The organism is Pseudomonas sp. Cab53, assembly GCF_018325965.1.
Classification (GTDB): Bacteria; Pseudomonadota; Gammaproteobacteria; order Pseudomonadales; family Pseudomonadaceae; genus Aquipseudomonas; species Aquipseudomonas chlororaphis_E.
Map to the genome: position 1 here is coordinate 5,800,563 of NZ_AP021902.1, position 17,973 is coordinate 5,818,535.

The window sequence follows — 17,973 nt, forward strand, 5'->3', positions numbered from 1 at the left end:
AGGGACTGGCTCAGGCTTTGACCAGGCCGGCGGCGATGACCAGTTCTTCCAATGCCAGCAGGTCCGGTACTTTTGCCACGTGCTCGCCCACTTGCACCGCCGCCTGTTCCAGCCCGCACAGCGGTACATCGACGTAGCTCAGTTGAGCGTCGAGCTTGCAGGAACGGGGGATGCCTTGCACCAACAGTGCCATGAAGCGCAGCTCCGGGCGGCCGCCCAGGGCGTTGAGCACGACGATGCGCACTCGCTCGCCGATCACGGTTTTCTGGCCGCACGCCGATTCGAAGCTCAGCAGCGGGATCTGCCGTTCGCGCCAGCTGGCCCAGCCCAGGAACCACGGCGGCGTGTCCAGATCGAACGTGCTGCCCTGGTAGTCGATCAACTCGGCCACCGCGACGTTGGGCAGGATCAGGTGGCGGTCCGCCAGGGGCAACAGCAACCCGGTGAGGTGGCTGGTGCGCTGGTGGGGGTGCAGGTCATGCATGGGGCTTGCTCCAGTGCGCGATGCTGTCGAGCAGCACCGATTCCTGGTACGGCTTGCCCAGGTAGTCGTTGACGCCGATCGCCATGGCGCGGTCGCGGTGTTTCTGGCCGGTGCGCGAGGTGATCATGATGATCGGCAAATGTGCCAGGCGCGGGTCGTTGCGCACCAGGGTGGCCACTTCGAAGCCATCCATGCGCGGCATCTCGATGTCCAGCAGCATCAGGTCCGGCGAATGCTCGGCCAGCAGCGCCATCGCGTCCACCCCATCCTTGGCGGTCAGGACATGCATGCCATGGCGCTCCAGCAGGCGGCTGGTGACCTTACGCACCGTCACCGAGTCGTCCACCACCAGCACCAGCAGCGGCCGTTGCGGCTCGCCCTCGCTTTCGGTCGGCAGCGGTCGGCGTGGCACCTGGTGAGGCAAGGCGCGGATCGGCGCCAGCAGGTCGAGGATCAACACCACCCGGCCATCCCCCAGGATAGTCGCCCCGGACACACCCTGCACCGCCGCAAACTGCGCGCCAAGGCTCTTGACCACGATCTCGCGGGTGCCGGCGGTGGTGTCCACCTGCACCGCGATATGGCGCTCGTTGCACTGCATCAGCAGCAGCGGCAACGGTTGGCTCTGGCCCAGCAGTTTCGGCCGCGCCGTGGTCTTGAGCAGCTCGCCCAGGTAGCACAGTTCGTAGCGCTGCCCGGCGTAGGTATAGGTCGGCGGATCGAGCTGGTAATAGCCATCCAGCTCGGCAGGCAAGACCCGCACGATGCTTTCGATGGTATTGAGCGGGATCGCGTACTGGTCTTCGTGACACTGCACCATCAACGCCCGGTTGATCGCCAGAGTGAACGGCAGGCGGATGCGGAAATGCACCCCCTGCCCTGGCGTCGAGTCGATGATCATGCTACCGCCCAGTTGCCGCACCTCTTCGTGGACCACGTCCATGCCGACGCCGCGCCCGGAGATCTGGGTGATCTTCTCGGCGGTGGAAAACCCCGGCTGCAGGATGAACTGCAACACGTCGCGGTCACTGATGTCGCTGTCGGGAGCCAGCAGGCCGCGCTTGATCGCCTTGCGCCGCACCGCCTCCAACGGCACGCCGGCACCGTCGTCGCGGATGTCGAAAATGATGTCGCCGCCCTCCCGCGACAAGTCGAGGCTGATGCGTCCGCGGGTCGGCTTGCCGGCGGCGAGGCGCACGTCGGCCGGTTCCAGGCCGTGGTCGACGGCGTTGCGCAGCATGTGCTCCAGGGGCGCGGCCATGCGCTCCAGCACGTTGCGGTCCATTTCGCCCTCGGCATTGTCGACCACGAACTCGACCTCCTTGCCCAGTTCCTGAGCCACTTGCCGGACGATGCGCTTGAGGCGCGGCAACATGCGCTCGAAGGGCACCATGCGCGTGCGCATCAGGCTTTCCTGGAGCTCGGTGTTGATCCGTCCTTGCTGTTGCAACAGGCTTTCGGCGTCGTGATTGCCGCGGTCGAGGGTTTCCTTGAGGTCGAGCAGATCCGAAGCGGATTCGAACAAGGCGCGGGACAGTTGCTGCAACTGGGAATGCCGGTCCATTTCCAGGGGGTCGAACTCCTCGTAGCCCAGGCGCTCGGCCTCGACCTGCTGGCGACTGAGAATCCGCCCCTGGGTCTCGGTGTCCAGCCGGCGCAACTGATCACGCATGCGCTCGATGGTGGTTTCCATTTCGCTCAACGCCACCCGGGCGTCGTTGACTTGCTGTTCGATGCGGCCTCGGAAGATCGACGCTTCACCGGCCAGGTTGACCAGGTCGTCGAGCAGTTCGGCGGAGACCTTGACCATGTCCGCGCCGTCGCTGGGTGCGCTCGGCTCGGGCCTGGCGGGTGCCGGCGTGGCGGCAGTGACCGGGGCCGCGACCGGCGCCGGAAGCGGCTGTGCCACGGGCGTCGCCTGACTTGCCGGAGCGTCCTGCGCGTGACTCACCGCCTGGATCTGTGCGATCAGCCGGTCGCCCGGCGGGCACGGGTGCCCGGCGCGTACGGCATCGAGCATCTGCGCCAGTCGGTCGTGACTGCTTTGCAGCAGGGTGAACAGGCTCGGACTGGGCTGGAGCAGACCGGCCGACAAGCCTTCGTAAAGGTTCTCCAACTCATGGGCCAGGTCGCCGATGGGCACGATCTCCACCATCCGCGCGCCGCCCTTGAGGGTGTGCAGGTCCCGCAACAGGGTTTCCACGGCCTGGCGATTCGACGGCTCGGCCTGCCAGCGCAGCAACGCCGCGCCGGAGCTGTCGAGAATGTCGAAGCCTTCTTCGAGGAAGATCTCCAGCAACTCAGGGTCCTGGCCGGCTGCATCACCCTGGCCTGCCCCGGCGGTGTCGATGGCGTTCGGCTTGTCCTGGCGGAAGCGGCGGATGGCATCGATCAGCGCAACGGGATCGCCCAGCGGCTGGCCCTGTTGCAATTGCCCAAGCAGCAGGTCGAGGCGTTCGTGGCTGCGTTCGAGCAGTTGCTCCAGTGCCTCGCTGTGGCTGTAGCGACGGTCCACCAGGCCTTCGTAGAGGTTTTCCAGTTCCTGGGCCAGGTCGCTTACCGGCCGGATATCGGCCATCCGTGCCCCGCCCTTGAGCGTGTGCAGGTCCCGTTGCAACGAAGACAGCGGCGCACCGTTGTCCGGGTCGGCCAACCAGCGCTGCAAGGCCTGGGCGGCGCTCTCGAGAATGTCCTGGGCTTCCTCGAGGAAGATCGCCGCGATGTCGTCGTCCACCGCCGCGTCGGTGGGGGCGTCGCGTTCCAGCTCGGCGGTGGCCTGACCCAGTTCGTGGATGCTCAGGGTCCGACTGCCGTCGCTGCGGATCAGGCCGGTGGCCGCCGGGTCGAGGCCGTCTTCCAGCAACCTGCGCAAGGCCTGGACCCGTTCGGGTTGTGGATGCACCGACTGCCCGGCCGCCAGTTCATCGAGCATGTCGATCAGTGCCTCATGGGCGCGCTGGGCTTCCTGGAAAAACATGTCGCTGACCACCAGGCTGCTCTCTTCCACCGCGCCGTAGAGGTCGAGCAACGCTTCGCAAAGCTCATCGACCGGGTGCAGGTCGGCCAGGTGTGCGCCTTCGCCGAGGGTGGTCAGCTCATCCAGCAACGCACTCAGTTCCTGGCCTTCGCCCGGATGCTGCTGCCAGCGCTGCAGCAGGCTTTCGGCGTCGAGCAGGATGTCCATGCCCTGGGCGAGGAAGTTGTTGATCAGTTGGGGATCGCGCTTGGCACGCAGTCCCTTGTCCGGGGCGTCGAGGGCTGTTTGCAGGCGTTCGGCCAACAACGATTGGGCTCGCTGGATCAGGTCCTCGGCACCGGGAATCGGTGCCAGCGGCTCGCTGTGCAACTGGCGCAGGCTGCGGCGCAGCAACCCTTCGGCCTCCAGCAACAGTTCGACCTCATCCAGGTCGAGGGCAATCAGGTGGGCCTTGTATTCCCGGGCCAGTTCATCCAGTGCGCCAGTCAGCTCGGCAATCGGCAGCACGCCGGCCATGGAGGCACTGCCCTTGAGGGTGTGCAAGGCCCGTTGCAGTTCATCGCTGGCCTGCAACGGCAAGTGGTCGGTGGCCTGGTCGAGAAACCGATTGAGGCTGGCGAGGTGGCCCTGGGCTTCATTGTCGAAGATCTTCAGCAGCAACGGGTCGAGGGCGGCCACGTCCTGCACATCTTCATCGGCCTCGTCATCGCCCTTGGCGAGGGCATGGGCGCGGGCGGCCAGGCGATCGACGTCATCGCGCTGCCGTTGCTGGTGGGCGGCGAACTCGGTCACCAGGGCCGGCAGCAACTGCACGGTGTCCTCGATCAGTTGGCGCACCGAAGCCGTCGGCTCGACACTGCGCTCCAGCACCCGGTTGAGCAGGTTTTCCACCGCCCAGGCCAGTTCCCCCAGCACCAGCGCCCGCACCATCCGGCCGCTGCCCTTGAGGGTGTGGAAGGCCCGGCGCAATTCACTCAGGGCACCCTGGTCATCGGGGTGGACGTTCCAACGCGGCAGGTATTCGCGCAGGACGTCCAGCACCTCATCGGTCTCCTCGAGAAAGACCTCGCGCAATTCATCGTCCACCGGATGTTCGTCCCGCGGCGGCGGCAGCAGGCTGCCCGGTGTGCTGCGGGCCGGCGGGTTGACCGTCGAGACCGGGCTGGCCAGCACTTGCGCCAGCGATTGCACCGTCAGCGGGTCGTCCAGTTCTTGCAAGTCCTGCATCAGCTGGGCTTCGTTGGGCCCCAGCACATCCTCCAGCAACGGCACCCGCGCTTCGTCCGGGAAATAGCCGAGCGCGGCCAGGCTCCGCTCGACCCCGTCGAGCAAAGACTCGCCGGGGGTCTGTGGGTCTTCGCTCAAGCGCTCCAGGTAGTATTCGAGGCCGCTGATCACATCGGCCAGATGGTCGAGGGCTTCCCAGCCCGGCTGGGCCTGATCGAACAACAGGTGTTCGCGGATGAACCCGTTGCACGCCTCCACCAGGCCGGCCGCGCGGCTCAGGGGGATCATCGCCAGCGCACCGCGCACCTGGGTCAGCAGGGCTGGCAAGGGCTGCAACTGCTCGCGGTTCCAGTCGGCGTCGATGTAGTCGACGATCATGTCCTTGGCCTGTTGCAGGCAGGTGTGCGCCTCCTTGATGACAATCTGGTGGATCTGAGTCAGATCGGTGGTGGGCAGGTGCGTGTCTTCGCGGCTCTGCGGCTCGACGGTGCCGACCATGCCGGCCAGGGTGGCTTCGACGTAGAGCAAGGCACCGGCGACGTCCATCAGGGTCGCGTCATCAGGCTCGCGCTGGCCCTGGGCGAGGCTCAGCACCACCGCCAGTTGATCGATGATGACCTTGCGCGGCTGGCCGAAGCCCAGCACCGCCAGGGTATCGGCGATCTGTCGCAGCGGCGCCAGCAGACTGTCCAGTTCCGAGGCGTGCTGGCGATCGCTGCGCACGAACAGGTCGAGGCGCTCCTTGACCCGCACCAGTTCTTCACAGAGCGCGGCAAGCACCGAGCGCAAGGCATCGCGGTCGGGCCCGGCGAGGCGCGCGCGTTCTTCGTCGACCATGGCGCTGTCGGGCAGCGCGTCGTCCAGTGAGTAGCGTTCTTTCATGATCTGCATCTGCCCGCTGGGGTGTTCGGCCTTGGCAATATAGAACAACAAGCTCTTGAGCAGGTGGGCCGGTGCCGGTTGATTGATGCCACCCATGCCGTGTTCGAGCAAGCGCCTGAGTTCCTTGTCGGCTTCCTTGAACAGGCTGCGCAACGCCGGGCTGTTGGCGATGCGCCCCTCGCGCATGCCTTCGACCAGCGCCGAGGCCACCTGCCACAAGGCATTGAGCGGCGCCCCGGCGCACAGCCCTTCCAGGCGATGGAAGACCTTGGCCAGGTAGCCGAGGTGGGTGGCATCGTCTTGTTCGCGCAACAGCCCGACGAGAGCCATTTGCAGGGTCTGGCGCAGCTTGCGCAGGGTGTTCGGCAGGTCCGGCGGTTCGAGTCGCCGCAACGCTTCGTCGCTCAGCGGCGGCAGTTGCGGCAGCTCGGGGCTGAACAGGCTGGTCTCCGACAACAGGCTTTCGCCCCGGGCGCTGCGCAAGTCGTTGATCAACGGCAGCACCACCAGCGGTAAATCGCGGCGAGCGCCCTGGACACGGTCCAGGTAGATCGGCAACTGGCCCAGGGCCTGGCTCAACAGGCTGATGGCCTCTTCGCGATGGCTGATGCGGTTGTCCTGCAGGGCCAGGCACAGCTGTTCCATCTCTTCGGCCAGCAGCGCGGCGCCGTAGAATTCGACCATCTGCAAGCCACCGTGCACCTGATGGATACCGGCCAGGCACTGCGCGAGGGCATCCAACGCCTGCGGGTCGTCCACCAGGCGATTGAGGGCCTGGTGGGCCTGCTTCAGCGTTTCGGCAATCTCGCCCTTGACCCACTCCAGGGCCACATAGTCGCGCCGATCAGCCATAACCACTCCAAATCAACAGTGACATGCCAAGGGTACGAATCAACCCTGTGGCGAGGGGATTTATCCCCGCTGGGCTGCGCAGCAGCCCCCAAAAACCCGGCAGCAAGATGTCAGCTCGTCAGACAGTTTGAATGGGGCCGCTTCGCGCCCCAGCGGGGATAAATCCCCTCGCCACAAAAGCGCCTCATCATCAGACGAATCCCGCTGGTCACCCCTTGTCCTCACCCGCAGCCGCCGGCAAGGTGAACCCGGACACCGACCGCCGCAGTTGGCTGGCCATTTTCGCCAGGTTGCCGATGCTCTCGGCGGTGGCGGTGGAGCCCGACGAGGTTTGCGTGGTGATCTGCTGGATCACGTTCATGGTCAGGGAAATCTGCCCCGCCGACGTGGTCTGTTGCTGCGCCGCGTTGGAAATGCTCTGGATCAGCGCCGCCAGGGTCTTGGACACGCCTTCGATCTCCTCCAGCGCGACGCCGGCATCCTGGGCCAACCGGGCCCCGCGCACCACTTCGGTGGTGGTCTGCTCCATGGAGATCACCGCTTCATTGGTGTCGGCCTGGATCGCTCGCACCAGTGTCTCGATCTGCCGGGTCGCCGCCGACGAACGCTCCGCCAGGCGCTGCACTTCATCGGCCACCACCGCGAAGCCGCGCCCGGCGTCGCCGGCCATGGAGGCCTGGATGGCGGCGTTGAGGGCCAGGATGTTGGTCTGGTCGGCGATGTCGTCGATCAGGCTGACAATGTCGCCAATCTCCTGGGACGATTCGCCCAGGCGCTTGATGCGCTTGGCGGTGTCCTGAATCTGTTCGCGAATGTTGTCCATGCCGTGGATGGTGTTGTGCACCACCTCGTTGCCCTTGTTGGCGATTTCCACCGAGCGCTCGGCCACCGCCGACGACTCGGCGGCGTTGGCCGAAACCTGGTCGATGGACTGGGCCATCTCATTGATGGAAGTCGACGCCTCGGAGATCTGCTGGGCCTGGTGCTCGGACGCCTGGGCCAGGTGCATCGCCGTGGCCTGGGTTTCCTGCACGGCGGCGGCGACCTGGCCGGCGGTGAGGTTGATGGTCGCCACCAGGTCGCGCAGTTGATCCACCGAATAGTTGATGGAGTCGGCGATGGTGCCGGTGAAGTCCTCGGTCACCGAGGCGGTCACCGTCAGGTCGCCGTCGGCCAGGTCTTCGATCTCGTCCAGCAGACGCATGATCGCGTTCTGGTTGCGCTCGTTCTTTTCCGCGGTCTCGCGCAATTGGCGGTTGGTTTCCCGAACCATTACCAGGCCGATCAGGATGATCGACGTCAGCGCCAGCAGGCCCAGCACATACCCGCCGATGGCGTTGGCCGCGCGCCCGCCGGCCAGGTTCTCGAACGCCGTGGCCAGGTGCGACGCTTCGTCGAGCAGGGTTTGCGACAGGCTGAAGATATTGCCGGCCGACTCACGGACCTTGAACAGCTCCGGCGACGTTTCGAGGATTTCATCCACCGAACCCGAGACGAACTCGAACAGTTCGCTGATTTCGCTCAAGCGGGCCCGGGCATCGCGGTCCTGGACCTGGGAAATCTTCAAGGCCAGGTCACCCTGCAACATGCCGTTGAGTACCTGGCCGAAACGCGCGGCGTCGCGGCCGAAGGTGTCGGCGGCCTGGCTGGCGTTTTCATCCCCCGCCAGCACGGTGTTGACCGCGCCGAGAATCCGCTCGGCCAGCAGCGACTGGCGCTGGGCCATGGCCACCTGGGCCGCGGGCGCACCACGTTGCAGCAAAATCTCGACGACTTTCTCGTACTCGACCTGCAGTTGCGGCACGGTCTCGGCCAACGTCGCCGCCACTTGATGCAACGACAGGACCGTCTGCTCGCTGGACAGAATGGCGTCGGCGTTTTTCAGCAGGCGTTCCCAGTCCAGCTGCACGGCGCGCATCTGCGGGCGCAGGGCGGCGGGCGCGGGCGGCAGCCCGGTCACCGGGTCCCCCTGTTTCAGGTAGCCCCAGCGCTGGGCAAAGTCATTGCGCGCATCGCTCAGCAACTTGAACGCGGCCGGCTTGCCGGCAGCGGCCTCGGTGGCGTTCTTGGCAATGCGCTGGGACAGCACCCGCAACTCACCGGCGTGACCGATGTACTGCTTGTCGTAGGTGGACTGGGTGTTGAGGTAGGCGAAGTTGGCGAACAGCAACATGATGAAGACAATCAGCGCGACGAACAGCACGATGATCTGCGAACGACTGCGCGACGCTTCCAGTGGCTTGCCTGCTTTTGCTTTGATCATCGGTTCTCGCCTGTACTGCATCATCCAACTCACTCACCGTGGTACCCCATGTGGGAGCGAGCTTGCTCGCGATAGCATCGGATCAGCCAGCCTTGATTTAGCTGACCCACCGCAATCGCGAGCAAGCTCGCTCCCACAAGGGACCGGCGCTGTATCCCGTCAAATCGCTACATCCATGAACCCTGGCGAGCGCGTCAACGCAAACGGGCTGAACACCTGCCACGGCGGCTCGCCGGGAAACTGCCCTTTGACGAACACCGACTCCGGGCCGTCGAGCTCGTCCACCAGCGTCGGCTCCAGGCTGCCTTGGGGAAAATGCTGCAACCCGAGGACCTCATCCACCAGCAAGCCGGTGAACACTTCGTCGTGATCCACCACCAGCACGCGCCGCTGCTTGCGCACGGGCGACAGTTCATGGCCGAAGAACCCGCACAGGTCCATCAATGGCAGCAGCCGCCCGCGCAGGTTAGCCACACCGCGCACCCAGGGCTTGACCCCGGGCAACTGTGTGCAACGCGGTTCATGCAGCACTTCACTGACCTCCCCCATGGGGGCCACGTACCAATGCTCGCCCAGGCGAAACCCGATGCCGCTCCAACTGTCGCGGTGGGTCGGCTGGGAAGGCAGGTCGGCCCCCAGCAGCCGGCAGCGCCGGTCGATCTGCAGCAGCAGTTCGAATGCCGTCAGGTTCTGGCTCATGGCCGCGTCGTCAATCCGCCAGCACTTTGTTCAGGGTCGCGATCAGGGTTTCTTCGTCCACCGGTTTGGTCAGGTAGTCCTTCGCGCCCTGGCGCGTACCCCAGACCTTGTCGGTGTCCTGGTCCTTGGTGGTGATGATGATCACCGGGATGTGCCCGGTGTCCGGATCCTTGGTCAACTGGCGGGTGGCCTGGAAACCGTTGAGGCCGGGCATGACGATGTCCATCAGCACGGCGTCGGGTTTTTCCTGGCGCGCCAGGGCCACGCCATCGGCGCCGTTCTCGGCCTTCAGGACCTGGTGGCCGTGCTTTTCCAGCATGCCGGTCAATTTGTACATTTCGGTCGGCGAATCATCGACGATCAGAATACGTGCCATGGTGTTCCCCATTTTTGTCGACCCCAGGCCCGTTGGCCGAGTGTCATTAATGTGCCTGGTGCGGCTGGACAGCGGCAAAGCCCGGGACATGGGCCTGTATCGCACCCAGCAGTTCTTCCTTGCTGAACGGTTTGGTCAAAAACTGATCGGAGCCGACGATGCGCCCCTTGGCCTTGTCGAACAAGCCGTCACGGGACGACAGCATGATCACCGGCGTGGCCTTGAACGCGCTGTTGTTCTTGATCAGGGCGCAGGTCTGGTAGCCGTCCAGGCGCGGCATCATGATGTCGACAAAGATGATGCCCGGATGATGATCGGCGATCTTGGCCAGGGCATCGAAGCCGTCGATGGCCGTGATCACCTCGCAGCCGACGTTGCGCAGCAAGGTTTCGGCGGTGCGGCGGATGGTCTTCGAGTCGTCGATGACCATCACCTTCAAGGCACTGGGTTGCTGCTGCGTAAATTGCTCTGCCATTGCCACTGCGAACCGGTTTTTAACGCGCCAGGGTGGTCGACGGCGCAAACCCTTGATGTTCAAGGCCCGCGCGTCACATGGCAGCCTTTTTAGCACAGTCTCCATCGCCGATCTATCGGCCGCTCGGCGCGGCGGTTTTTCCTTGACCGCCAAACTTGGGGGCGCCACTCTGACGCCACTTTTTCACGCCATTTGTGCCCATCATATTTTCGAGGAACCAAGCCATGAGCGTACGCGTCGGCATTGTCATGGACCCTATCGCCAGCATTTCCTATAAGAAGGATAGCTCGCTGGCCATGCTGCTGGCCGCTCAAAAGCGCGGCTGGGAGTTGTTCTACATGGAGCAGCGCGACCTCTACCAGGCCGAGGGCCAGGCGCGGGCGCGGATGAAACCGCTGAAAGTCTTCGCCAACCCCGAGAAATGGTTCGAGCTGGGCGCCGAAAGCGATGCCCTGCTGAGCGACCTCGACGTGATCCTGATGCGCAAGGACCCGCCGTTCGACATGGAGTTCGTCTACTCCACCTACCTGTTGGAGCAGGCCGAGAACGCTGGCGTGCTGGTGGTCAACAAACCCCAGAGCCTGCGCGACTGCAACGAAAAGCTGTTCGCCACGCTGTTCCCTCAGTGCACGCCGCCGACCCTCGTCAGCCGCCGCCCGGACGTGCTGCGCGAGTTTGCCGAGCATCACGGCGACGTGATCCTCAAACCCCTGGACGGCATGGGCGGTTCCTCGATCTTCCGCCACACCGCCGGCCACCCGAACCTGTCGGTGATCCTGGAAACCCTGACCCTGCATGGCAAACAGCAGATCATGATCCAGGGCTACCTGCCGGCCATCGTCGACGGCGACAAGCGCATCCTGATGATCGACGGCGAACCGGTGGACTATTGCCTGGCCCGGATTCCAGCGGCTGGCGAAACCCGCGGCAACCTGGCCGCCGGTGGCCGTGGCGAGGCGCGCCCGCTGACCGACAAGGACCGCTGGATCGCCGCCCAGGTCGGCCCGAGCCTGCGGGAGAAAGGCCTGCTGTTCGTGGGCCTGGACGTGATCGGTGAGCACCTGACGGAAATCAACGTCACCAGCCCGACCTGCATCCGCGAGATCGACAACGCCTTCGGCACCGACATCGGTGGCCTGCTGATGGATGCCATCGATCAGAAGCTCAAGGCTCGTTGATCCAGATCTGATGAAGGAAACCCACATTGCGTTATCATGCCCGGCCTGAAAAAAACGCGATGTTGGTTTCCTTGTCATGACCCTCCCGTCCGACCTGCCCCAAGAGCTTGCCCATCGCGGCGTGCGCCCGGCCGATCGCCTCGGTTTTACGCTGTTCCTGGCGGCGCTGATCCACCTGGCCCTGTTGCTGGGCGTCGGGTTTGCCACGGTCGAACCCAAGCAGATCAGCCAGACCCTGGAAATCACCCTGGCCACCTTCAAGAGCGAGACGAAGCCGGCGAAGGCCGATTTCCTCGCCCAGGAAAACCAGCAGGGCAGCGGCACCCTGGAAAAAAAGGCCATTCCCAAGACCACCGAGATCGCGCCGTTCCAGGACAATCAGGTGCAGAAAACCAGCCCGCCCCCAGCCACCAAGCCCGAGGTGCAGGAGGCCGCGCCGAAGGCCGCCGTGACCACCGTGGCGCCCAAGCCCAAGAAGGCCCCGGTCAAGGAAGAGGTCAAGCCCGACCCCAAGCCCAAGGCCCCCGCCCCGACATTCGACAGCTCCCAGTTGTCCAGCGACATCGCCAGCCTGGAAGCCGAACTGGCCCAGGAGCAGCAGCTCTATGCCAAGCGCCCGCGCATTCACCGCCTGAGCGCGGCCTCGACCATGCGCGACAAGGGCGCCTGGTACAAGGACGAGTGGCGCAAGAAGGTCGAGCGCATCGGCAACCTGAACTACCCCGACGAAGCGCGGCGCAAGCAGATCTACGGCAACCTGCGGCTGATGGTCTCGATCAACCGCGACGGCTCGCTGTATGAAGTGTTGGTCCTGGAGTCCTCCGGCCAGCCACTGCTGGACCAGGCGGCCCAGCGGATCGTGCGCCTGGCCGCGCCGTTCGCCCCGTTTACCGGGGATCTGTCGGACATCGACCGGCTGGAGATCATCCGCACCTGGAAATTCTCCCGGGGCGACCGGTTGTCCAGTAACTGACACATCATTGATGCCTGTGGGAGCGGGCTTGCTCGCGAAGCGGCCTGTACATCCGACAGATTTCTTGCGGCAGGACCACCGTCTTCGCGAGCAAGCCCGCTCCCACATTGATGGGGCCGGGAGGCCGATAGGGGCATTTGCAACGCATCCCCAGCTTGTCAGTTCGCCCCCGCGCCGCCACACTAGCGCCTATGAAAAACGTCAGCCCCACCTACCTCAAGCATCAATTCCTGATCGCCATGCCGCACATGGCCGATCCGAACTTTGCCCATACCTTGACCTACATCGTCGAGCACACGGCCAATGGGGCCATGGGGCTGGTGATCAATCGCCCGCAGGAGCTGAACCTGGCGGACATCCTCGAGCAGCTGCGCCCTGATGTAGAGCCGCCATTGTTGTGCCAGCACGTGCCGATCTTCATCGGCGGCCCGGTGCAAACCGATCGCGGTTTCGTGCTCCATCCGTCGGGGCCGACCTACCAGGCCACGGTGGACCTGAACGGCGTGTCGCTGTCCACGTCCCAGGACGTGCTGTTCGCCATCGCCGACGGCGTCGGCCCGGAAAAAAGCCTGATCGCCCTCGGCTACGCCGGCTGGGAAGCCGGGCAACTGGAGGCCGAGCTGGCCGACAACGCCTGGCTGACCTGCCCGTTCGACGCCGACATCCTGTTCAACACCAGCAGTGAACTGCGCCTGGAAGCGGCCGCCAGCCGGCTGGGGATCAACCTCAGCCTGCTCACCAGCCAGGCGGGACACGCCTGATGGCCTTGCGCTTGCTGCTGGGCTTCGATTACGGCACCAAACAGATCGGCGTGGCAGTCGGCCAGGTCATTACCGGCCAGGCCCGCGAACTGTGCACGCTCAAGGCGCAGAATGGCGTCCCGGACTGGAACCAGGTCGAGGCGCTGATCAAGGAATGGAAACCCGACGCCGTGGTGGTCGGCCTGCCGTTGAACATGGACGGCACACCCAGTGACATGTGCGTGCGCGCGGAAAAGTTCGCCCGCCGGCTCAATGGCCGCTTCAACCTGCCCTTCTATACCCACGACGAACGCCTGACCACGTTCGAAGCCAAGGGTGAGCGCCTGGAGCGTGGCGGGCAGAAAGGCAGTTACCGCGACAACCCGGTGGACGCCATTGCCGCCGCCCTGCTGCTGCAAGGGTGGCTCGATGCCAACACCGCCCTGTTCGAAACCTGATTTTCTATAAAGCGCCGCCAAGGCGCTTTCTTTTAGCGATGAACCGCGCCCCTCACACCGGCCCGGAAACCTGAAGGAGCCAGCATGAGCCTGCCCAATCCTGCCGAACTGATCAGCCAGATGGCGATCCGTCTCACGGCACACCTGGAACAACGCGGCATCCGCGAACCGCGCTACATCGGTATTCGCACCGGTGGCGTCTGGGTCGCCCAGGCATTGCTCGATGAACTGGGCAGCCAATCGCCGTTGGGCACCCTGGATGTGTCGTTCTACCGCGACGACTTCAGCCAGAACGGCCTGCATCCGCAAGTCCGCCCTTCGGCGCTGCCGTTCGAGATCGAAGGCCAGCACCTGGTACTGATCGACGACGTGCTGATGAGCGGGCGGACCATCCGCGCGGCCATGAATGAGTTGTTCGACTACGGCCGCCCGGCCAGCGTGACCCTGGTGTGCCTGCTGGACCTGAACGCTGCCGAACTGCCGATCCGCCCGGACGTGGTCGGCGCGACACTGGCGCTGGCCGCCCACGAGCGCGTCAAGCTCTCCGGGCCCGCGCCGCTGCAACTCGAACTGCAAGACCTTGCCCTTTAACTGCCCTTGTAAGAGTCCATTGCGATGACGCCTCTCGAAACCAAGCGCCCGCTGCAGCTCAACGATCAGGGCCAGCTGCGGCACTTCCTGTCCCTCGACGGCTTGCGCCGCGAGCTGCTGACAGAAATCCTCGACACCGCCGACTCGTTCCTCGAAGTCGGCGCCCGGGCAGTAAAGAAAGTCCCGTTGCTGCGCGGCAAGACCGTGTGCAACGTGTTCTTCGAAAACTCCACCCGCACCCGCACCACCTTCGAACTGGCCGCCCAGCGGCTGTCGGCGGACGTGATCACCCTCAACGTGTCGACGTCCTCGGCGAGCAAGGGCGAGACCCTGCTCGACACCCTGCGCAACCTCGAAGCCATGGCCGCCGATATGTTCGTCGTGCGCCACGGTGATTCCGGCGCGGCGCATTTCATTGCCGAGCACGTCTGCCCACAGGTGGCGATCATCAACGGCGGCGACGGCCGCCACGCCCACCCGACCCAGGGCATGCTGGACATGCTCACCATCCGCCGGCACAAAGGCAGCTTCGAGAACCTCTCGGTGGCCATCGTCGGCGACATCCTGCATTCGCGGGTGGCCCGCTCGAACATGCTGGCCCTCAAGACCCTCGGTTGCCCGGACATTCGCGTGATCGCGCCGAAGACCCTGCTGCCCATCGGCGTCGAGCAGTACGGCGTGAAGGTCTACACCGACATGACCGAAGGCCTCAAGGATGTCGACGTGGTGATCATGCTGCGCCTGCAGCGTGAACGCATGACCGGCGGCCTGCTGCCCAGCGAAGGCGAGTTCTACCGCCTCTACGGCCTGACCACCTCCCGCCTGGCCGGGGCCAAGCCAGACGCTATCGTCATGCACCCGGGGCCGATCAACCGCGGGGTGGAGATCGAGTCGGCGGTGGCCGACGGGCCGCATTCGGTGATCCTCAACCAGGTGACCTACGGCATCGCCATCCGCATGGCCGTGCTGTCCATGGCCATGAGCGGGCAAACGGCCCAGCGCCAATTCGACCAGGAGAACGCCCAGTGAAGCTCAGCATTCTCGGCGCACGCGTGATCGATCCGGCCAGCGGCCTGGATCAAGTGACCGACATCCACATCGACGCCTGCAAGATCGTCGCCCTGGGCGCTGCGCCCGCCGGTTTCACCGCCGTGCAAACCCTCGACGCCCAAGGCCTGGTGGCGGCCCCGGGCCTGGTGGACCTGAACGTCGCCCTGCGCGAACCCGGCTACAGCCGCAAAGGCAGCATCGTCAGCGAAACCCGCGCCGCCGCCGCCGGTGGCGTGACCAGCCTGTGCTGCCCGCCGCAGACCAAACCGGTGCTGGACACCTCGGCCGTGGCCGAACTGATCCTCGACCGCGCCCGCGAAGCCGGCAATACCAAGGTCTTCCCGATCGGCGCCCTGAGCAAAGGCCTGGACGGCGAGCAACTGGCCGAACTCATCGCCCTGCGCGACGCCGGCTGCGTGGCGTTCGGCAACGGCCTGAACAGTTTCCGCAACACCCGCACCCTGTGCCGCGCCCTGGAATACGCGGCGACGTTTGGCCTGACGGTGATCTTCAATTCCCAGGATCACGACCTGGCCGAAGGTGGCCTGGCCCACGAAGGCCCGACCGCCAGCTTCCTCGGCCTGCCGGGCATCCCGGAAACCGCCGAGACCGTGGCCCTGGCCCGGGACCTGCTGCTGGTGGAGCAAAGCGGCGTGCGTGCGCACTTCAGCCAGTTGACCAGCGCCCGTGGCGCGGCGTTGATCGCCCAGGCCCAGGCCCGGGGCTTGCCGGTCACCGCCGACGTGGCGCTGTACCAGTTGATTCTGACCGACGAAGCGCTGATCGATTTCAACAGCGTCTATCACGTCCAGCCGCCGCTGCGCACGCGCGCCGACCGCGATGGCTTGCGCGAGGCGGTGAAGAGCGGCGTGATCTCGGCCATCTCCAGCCACCACCAGCCCCATGAGCGTGATGCCAAGCTGGCACCGTTCGGCGCCACCGAGCCCGGCATCAGCAGCGTCGAACTGCTGCTGCCGTTGGCGATGACCCTGGTGGAAGACGGCTTACTCGACCTGCCGACCTTGCTCGCGCGCCTGAGCGCTGGCCCGGCCCAGGCCCTGCAATTGCCGGTCGGGAAACTGGCCGTGGGCGCCGCGGCCGACCTGGTGCTGTTCGACCCTGCTGCTTCCACCGTGGCCGGCGAAGCCTGGCGCTCCAAGGGTGACAACTGCCCGTTCCTGGGCCACAGCCTGCCGGGGGTGGTGCGTTACACCCTGATGGATGGGCGGGTCACTCACCAGGCCTGAGACCGCGTCGCGCCTATCGCGAGCAAGCTCGCTCCCACAGTTGGATCTTTGGTGAACACATGATTTGTGAACACCTCGATCCAGTGTGGGAGCGAGCTTGCTCGCGATGCAGGCGCCCCGGTCTTACTGAAACGCCCCCCGCTTCTGCGCATTGCGAATCGAAACCTGGTCATTGAGTGTCCAGAAGTCATACAGCACCCCCAGGAAAAACACCCCGCCCGTCAGCAGATAGACAATCCCGCTGAGCCATTTGCCCTGGTACATGCGGTGTACGCCAAACACCCCGAGAAACGTCAGCAGGATCCACGCCACGGAGTATTCGATGGGGCCGGGGGTAAAGCGCAGGTCTGCCTCGCGGTCCATGGCCGGGATCAGGAACAGGTCGATCAGCCAGCCGATGCCCAACAGGCCAAACGTGAAGAACCAGAGCGTGCCGGTGACCGGCTTGCCGTAATAGAAACGGTGGGCACCGGTGAAACCGAAAATCCACAGCAGGTAGCCGATGACTTTGCTGTGGGTGTCGTGCACGGCGCCCGGTTGATAGCTGTTCATGAAGAGTCTCTTCGCCTCGATAGATAAATTTTTTCTGACTTTTTGTGACTTTTTCGTGTCTCGCCGACAAGCAGTCTTCGCCGCACCGATTCGACGAAAGCCCCGTACTAGCGGGGCTGTGTCGGACAATCGGGCCAATTTGTCGCATTTAGACGGGTTTTGCCTGGGGTTCCAAATCGACAAACGGCCTCGGAATCGCAAAAAAAGCTGTTATAAAGTTGCGCGCTAACCTTTATGAGCCCTGCCTAATGCGTCCATTTTTCAAGACATGGCTAACCATTTGCCTATTATTGCCACTGGCCGCCCACGCCACCAATCGTGAGCAACGTCTGCCCAACATCAACGGCTACACCCCCAAATCCCATGTTTCTGCTCCTTCGAGCAAGAACAAGCCCGGTGCACAACGCCCAGGCACCGCCAGCAGCAAGCTGGTACCGCCCATGGCGAGCAAGACCAGCAGCAACGTGCTGAGCCGCGCCGTCAATGTACTCGGTACACCTTATCGTTGGGGCGGCAGTAGCCCAAGTAAAGGCTTCGATTGCAGCGGACTGGTGAAATACGCCTTCAACGACGCCACCTTCGACCTGCCGCGCACCTCCAACGCGATGGCTGCCGGGCATGGCGAGAAAGTCGAGCGCAAGGACCTCAAGCCGGGCGACCTGATCTTCTTCAAGCTCAAGAGCCGCCGGGTCAACCACGTGGCGATCTACCTGGGCAACGACCGCTTCATCCATGCCCCGCGCCGTGGCAAGTCGGTGACCATCGACACCCTGAACAAGCCGTACTGGGACACCCACTATGTGGTAGCCAAGCGCGTGCTGCCGAAAGAGCCGGGCGGGATGCGGGTCGTCCAACGCTGATCAAAGCCCCCCCTGTGGCGAGGGGATTTATCCCCGCTGGGCTGCGGAGCAGCCCCCAAATGTGGCGAGTCAGAAATAAAAATGTAAGC

Annotated in this window: 15 protein-coding genes; 8 read left to right on the top strand and 7 right to left on the bottom strand. The window is 64.6% G+C overall.

Going from position 1 to position 17,973, the window contains the following annotated elements; genetic code table 11:
• Positions 1–10: 10 nt before the first annotated feature.
• The 6 genes from KI241_RS25520 to KI241_RS25545 all read right to left on the bottom strand — a co-directional run bounded on the left by KI241_RS25520 (position 11) and on the right by KI241_RS25545 (position 10,235).
• Complete coding sequence (locus KI241_RS25520) at positions 11–484, bottom strand: chemotaxis protein CheW (RefSeq protein WP_042731365.1); 474 nt, start codon at positions 482–484, stop codon at positions 11–13.
• Positions 477–6,422: an Hpt domain-containing protein gene (locus tag KI241_RS25525; protein WP_212803122.1), complete on the bottom strand. Its 5,946-nt coding sequence runs from the start codon at positions 6,420–6,422 to the stop codon at positions 477–479. Before KI241_RS25525 ends, KI241_RS25520 begins: the two co-directional genes overlap by 8 nt.
• Positions 6,423–6,630: 208 nt before the next feature.
• Positions 6,631–8,685, bottom strand: a complete 2,055-nt coding sequence (locus KI241_RS25530) for a methyl-accepting chemotaxis protein (RefSeq protein WP_212803123.1) — start codon at positions 8,683–8,685, stop codon at positions 6,631–6,633.
• Between the two features lie 159 nt (positions 8,686–8,844).
• On the bottom strand, positions 8,845–9,384 hold the full coding sequence (locus KI241_RS25535; protein ID WP_042731342.1) for a chemotaxis protein CheW: 540 nt from the start codon (positions 9,382–9,384) through the stop codon (positions 8,845–8,847).
• A gap of 10 nt (positions 9,385–9,394) precedes the next feature.
• Entirely contained in the window at positions 9,395–9,760 is a 366-nt protein-coding gene (gene pilH / locus KI241_RS25540) for a twitching motility response regulator PilH (RefSeq protein WP_042731352.1), read from the bottom strand.
• 46 nt (positions 9,761–9,806) lie between these two features.
• Positions 9,807–10,235 carry a response regulator gene (locus KI241_RS25545; RefSeq protein ID WP_042731343.1) on the bottom strand — a complete coding sequence of 143 codons (429 nt, stop codon included), beginning with the start codon at positions 10,233–10,235 and terminating at the stop codon, positions 9,807–9,809.
• Between the two features lie 224 nt (positions 10,236–10,459).
• Between KI241_RS25545 and gshB the strand changes: the two genes are divergently transcribed.
• The 7 genes from gshB to KI241_RS25580 all read left to right on the top strand — a co-directional run bounded on the left by gshB (position 10,460) and on the right by KI241_RS25580 (position 16,472).
• Positions 10,460–11,413, top strand: a complete 954-nt coding sequence (gene gshB, locus KI241_RS25550) for a glutathione synthase (RefSeq protein WP_212803124.1) — start codon at positions 10,460–10,462, stop codon at positions 11,411–11,413.
• A gap of 76 nt (positions 11,414–11,489) precedes the next feature.
• Entirely contained in the window at positions 11,490–12,386 is an 897-nt protein-coding gene (locus tag KI241_RS25555; protein ID WP_212803125.1) for an energy transducer TonB, read from the top strand.
• Positions 12,387–12,577: 191 nt separating this feature from the next.
• Positions 12,578–13,147 carry a YqgE/AlgH family protein gene (locus KI241_RS25560; RefSeq protein WP_042731345.1) on the top strand — a complete coding sequence of 190 codons (570 nt, stop codon included), beginning with the start codon at positions 12,578–12,580 and terminating at the stop codon, positions 13,145–13,147.
• Positions 13,147–13,584 carry a Holliday junction resolvase RuvX gene (ruvX, locus tag KI241_RS25565; RefSeq protein WP_042731346.1) on the top strand — a complete coding sequence of 146 codons (438 nt, stop codon included), beginning with the start codon at positions 13,147–13,149 and terminating at the stop codon, positions 13,582–13,584. The genes KI241_RS25560 and ruvX overlap by 1 nt, the downstream gene beginning before the upstream one ends.
• A gap of 84 nt (positions 13,585–13,668) precedes the next feature.
• Positions 13,669–14,175 (top strand): bifunctional pyr operon transcriptional regulator/uracil phosphoribosyltransferase PyrR, encoded by a 507-nt coding sequence (pyrR, locus tag KI241_RS25570; RefSeq protein ID WP_047735856.1) that lies wholly within the window; start codon positions 13,669–13,671, stop codon positions 14,173–14,175.
• Positions 14,176–14,199: 24 nt separating this feature from the next.
• Positions 14,200–15,204, top strand: a complete 1,005-nt coding sequence (locus tag KI241_RS25575) for an aspartate carbamoyltransferase catalytic subunit (protein ID WP_212803126.1) — start codon at positions 14,200–14,202, stop codon at positions 15,202–15,204.
• A complete protein-coding gene (locus KI241_RS25580; RefSeq protein ID WP_212803127.1) occupies positions 15,201–16,472 on the top strand; it encodes a dihydroorotase in 1,272 nt (423 codons plus the stop codon). The genes KI241_RS25575 and KI241_RS25580 overlap by 4 nt, the downstream gene beginning before the upstream one ends.
• 123 nt (positions 16,473–16,595) lie before the next feature.
• Here the strand turns inward: KI241_RS25580 and KI241_RS25585 are convergent, their stop codons facing one another.
• Entirely contained in the window at positions 16,596–17,024 is a 429-nt protein-coding gene (locus KI241_RS25585; protein ID WP_042731350.1) for a TM2 domain-containing protein, read from the bottom strand.
• A 248-nt stretch (positions 17,025–17,272) separates the two neighbouring features.
• Here KI241_RS25585 and KI241_RS25590 point away from each other — a divergent pair, with 248 nt between their 5' ends.
• A complete protein-coding gene (locus tag KI241_RS25590; RefSeq protein WP_042731351.1) occupies positions 17,273–17,884 on the top strand; it encodes a C40 family peptidase in 612 nt (203 codons plus the stop codon).
• Positions 17,885–17,973 lie beyond the last annotated feature (89 nt).

What these genes read in the sequence shown, in the direction of transcription:
- KI241_RS25520 (WP_042731365.1), bottom strand. Translation starts at nt 484, where the DNA reads ATGCATGACCTGCACCCCCACCAGCGCACCAGCCACCTCACCGGGTTG.
- KI241_RS25525 (WP_212803122.1), bottom strand. Translation starts at nt 6,422, where the DNA reads ATGGCTGATCGGCGCGACTATGTGGCCCTGGAGTGGGTCAAGGGCGAG.
- KI241_RS25530 (WP_212803123.1), bottom strand. Translation starts at nt 8,685, where the DNA reads ATGATCAAAGCAAAAGCAGGCAAGCCACTGGAAGCGTCGCGCAGTCGT.
- KI241_RS25535 (WP_042731342.1), bottom strand. Translation starts at nt 9,384, where the DNA reads ATGAGCCAGAACCTGACGGCATTCGAACTGCTGCTGCAGATCGACCGG.
- pilH (WP_042731352.1), bottom strand. Translation starts at nt 9,760, where the DNA reads ATGGCACGTATTCTGATCGTCGATGATTCGCCGACCGAAATGTACAAA.
- KI241_RS25545 (WP_042731343.1), bottom strand. Translation starts at nt 10,235, where the DNA reads ATGGCAGAGCAATTTACGCAGCAGCAACCCAGTGCCTTGAAGGTGATG.
- gshB (WP_212803124.1), top strand. Translation starts at nt 10,460, where the DNA reads ATGAGCGTACGCGTCGGCATTGTCATGGACCCTATCGCCAGCATTTCC.
- KI241_RS25555 (WP_212803125.1), top strand. Translation starts at nt 11,490, where the DNA reads ATGACCCTCCCGTCCGACCTGCCCCAAGAGCTTGCCCATCGCGGCGTG.
- KI241_RS25560 (WP_042731345.1), top strand. Translation starts at nt 12,578, where the DNA reads ATGAAAAACGTCAGCCCCACCTACCTCAAGCATCAATTCCTGATCGCC.
- ruvX (WP_042731346.1), top strand. Translation starts at nt 13,147, where the DNA reads ATGGCCTTGCGCTTGCTGCTGGGCTTCGATTACGGCACCAAACAGATC.
- pyrR (WP_047735856.1), top strand. Translation starts at nt 13,669, where the DNA reads ATGAGCCTGCCCAATCCTGCCGAACTGATCAGCCAGATGGCGATCCGT.
- KI241_RS25575 (WP_212803126.1), top strand. Translation starts at nt 14,200, where the DNA reads ATGACGCCTCTCGAAACCAAGCGCCCGCTGCAGCTCAACGATCAGGGC.
- KI241_RS25585 (WP_042731350.1), bottom strand. Translation starts at nt 17,024, where the DNA reads ATGAACAGCTATCAACCGGGCGCCGTGCACGACACCCACAGCAAAGTC.
- KI241_RS25590 (WP_042731351.1), top strand. Translation starts at nt 17,273, where the DNA reads ATGCGTCCATTTTTCAAGACATGGCTAACCATTTGCCTATTATTGCCA.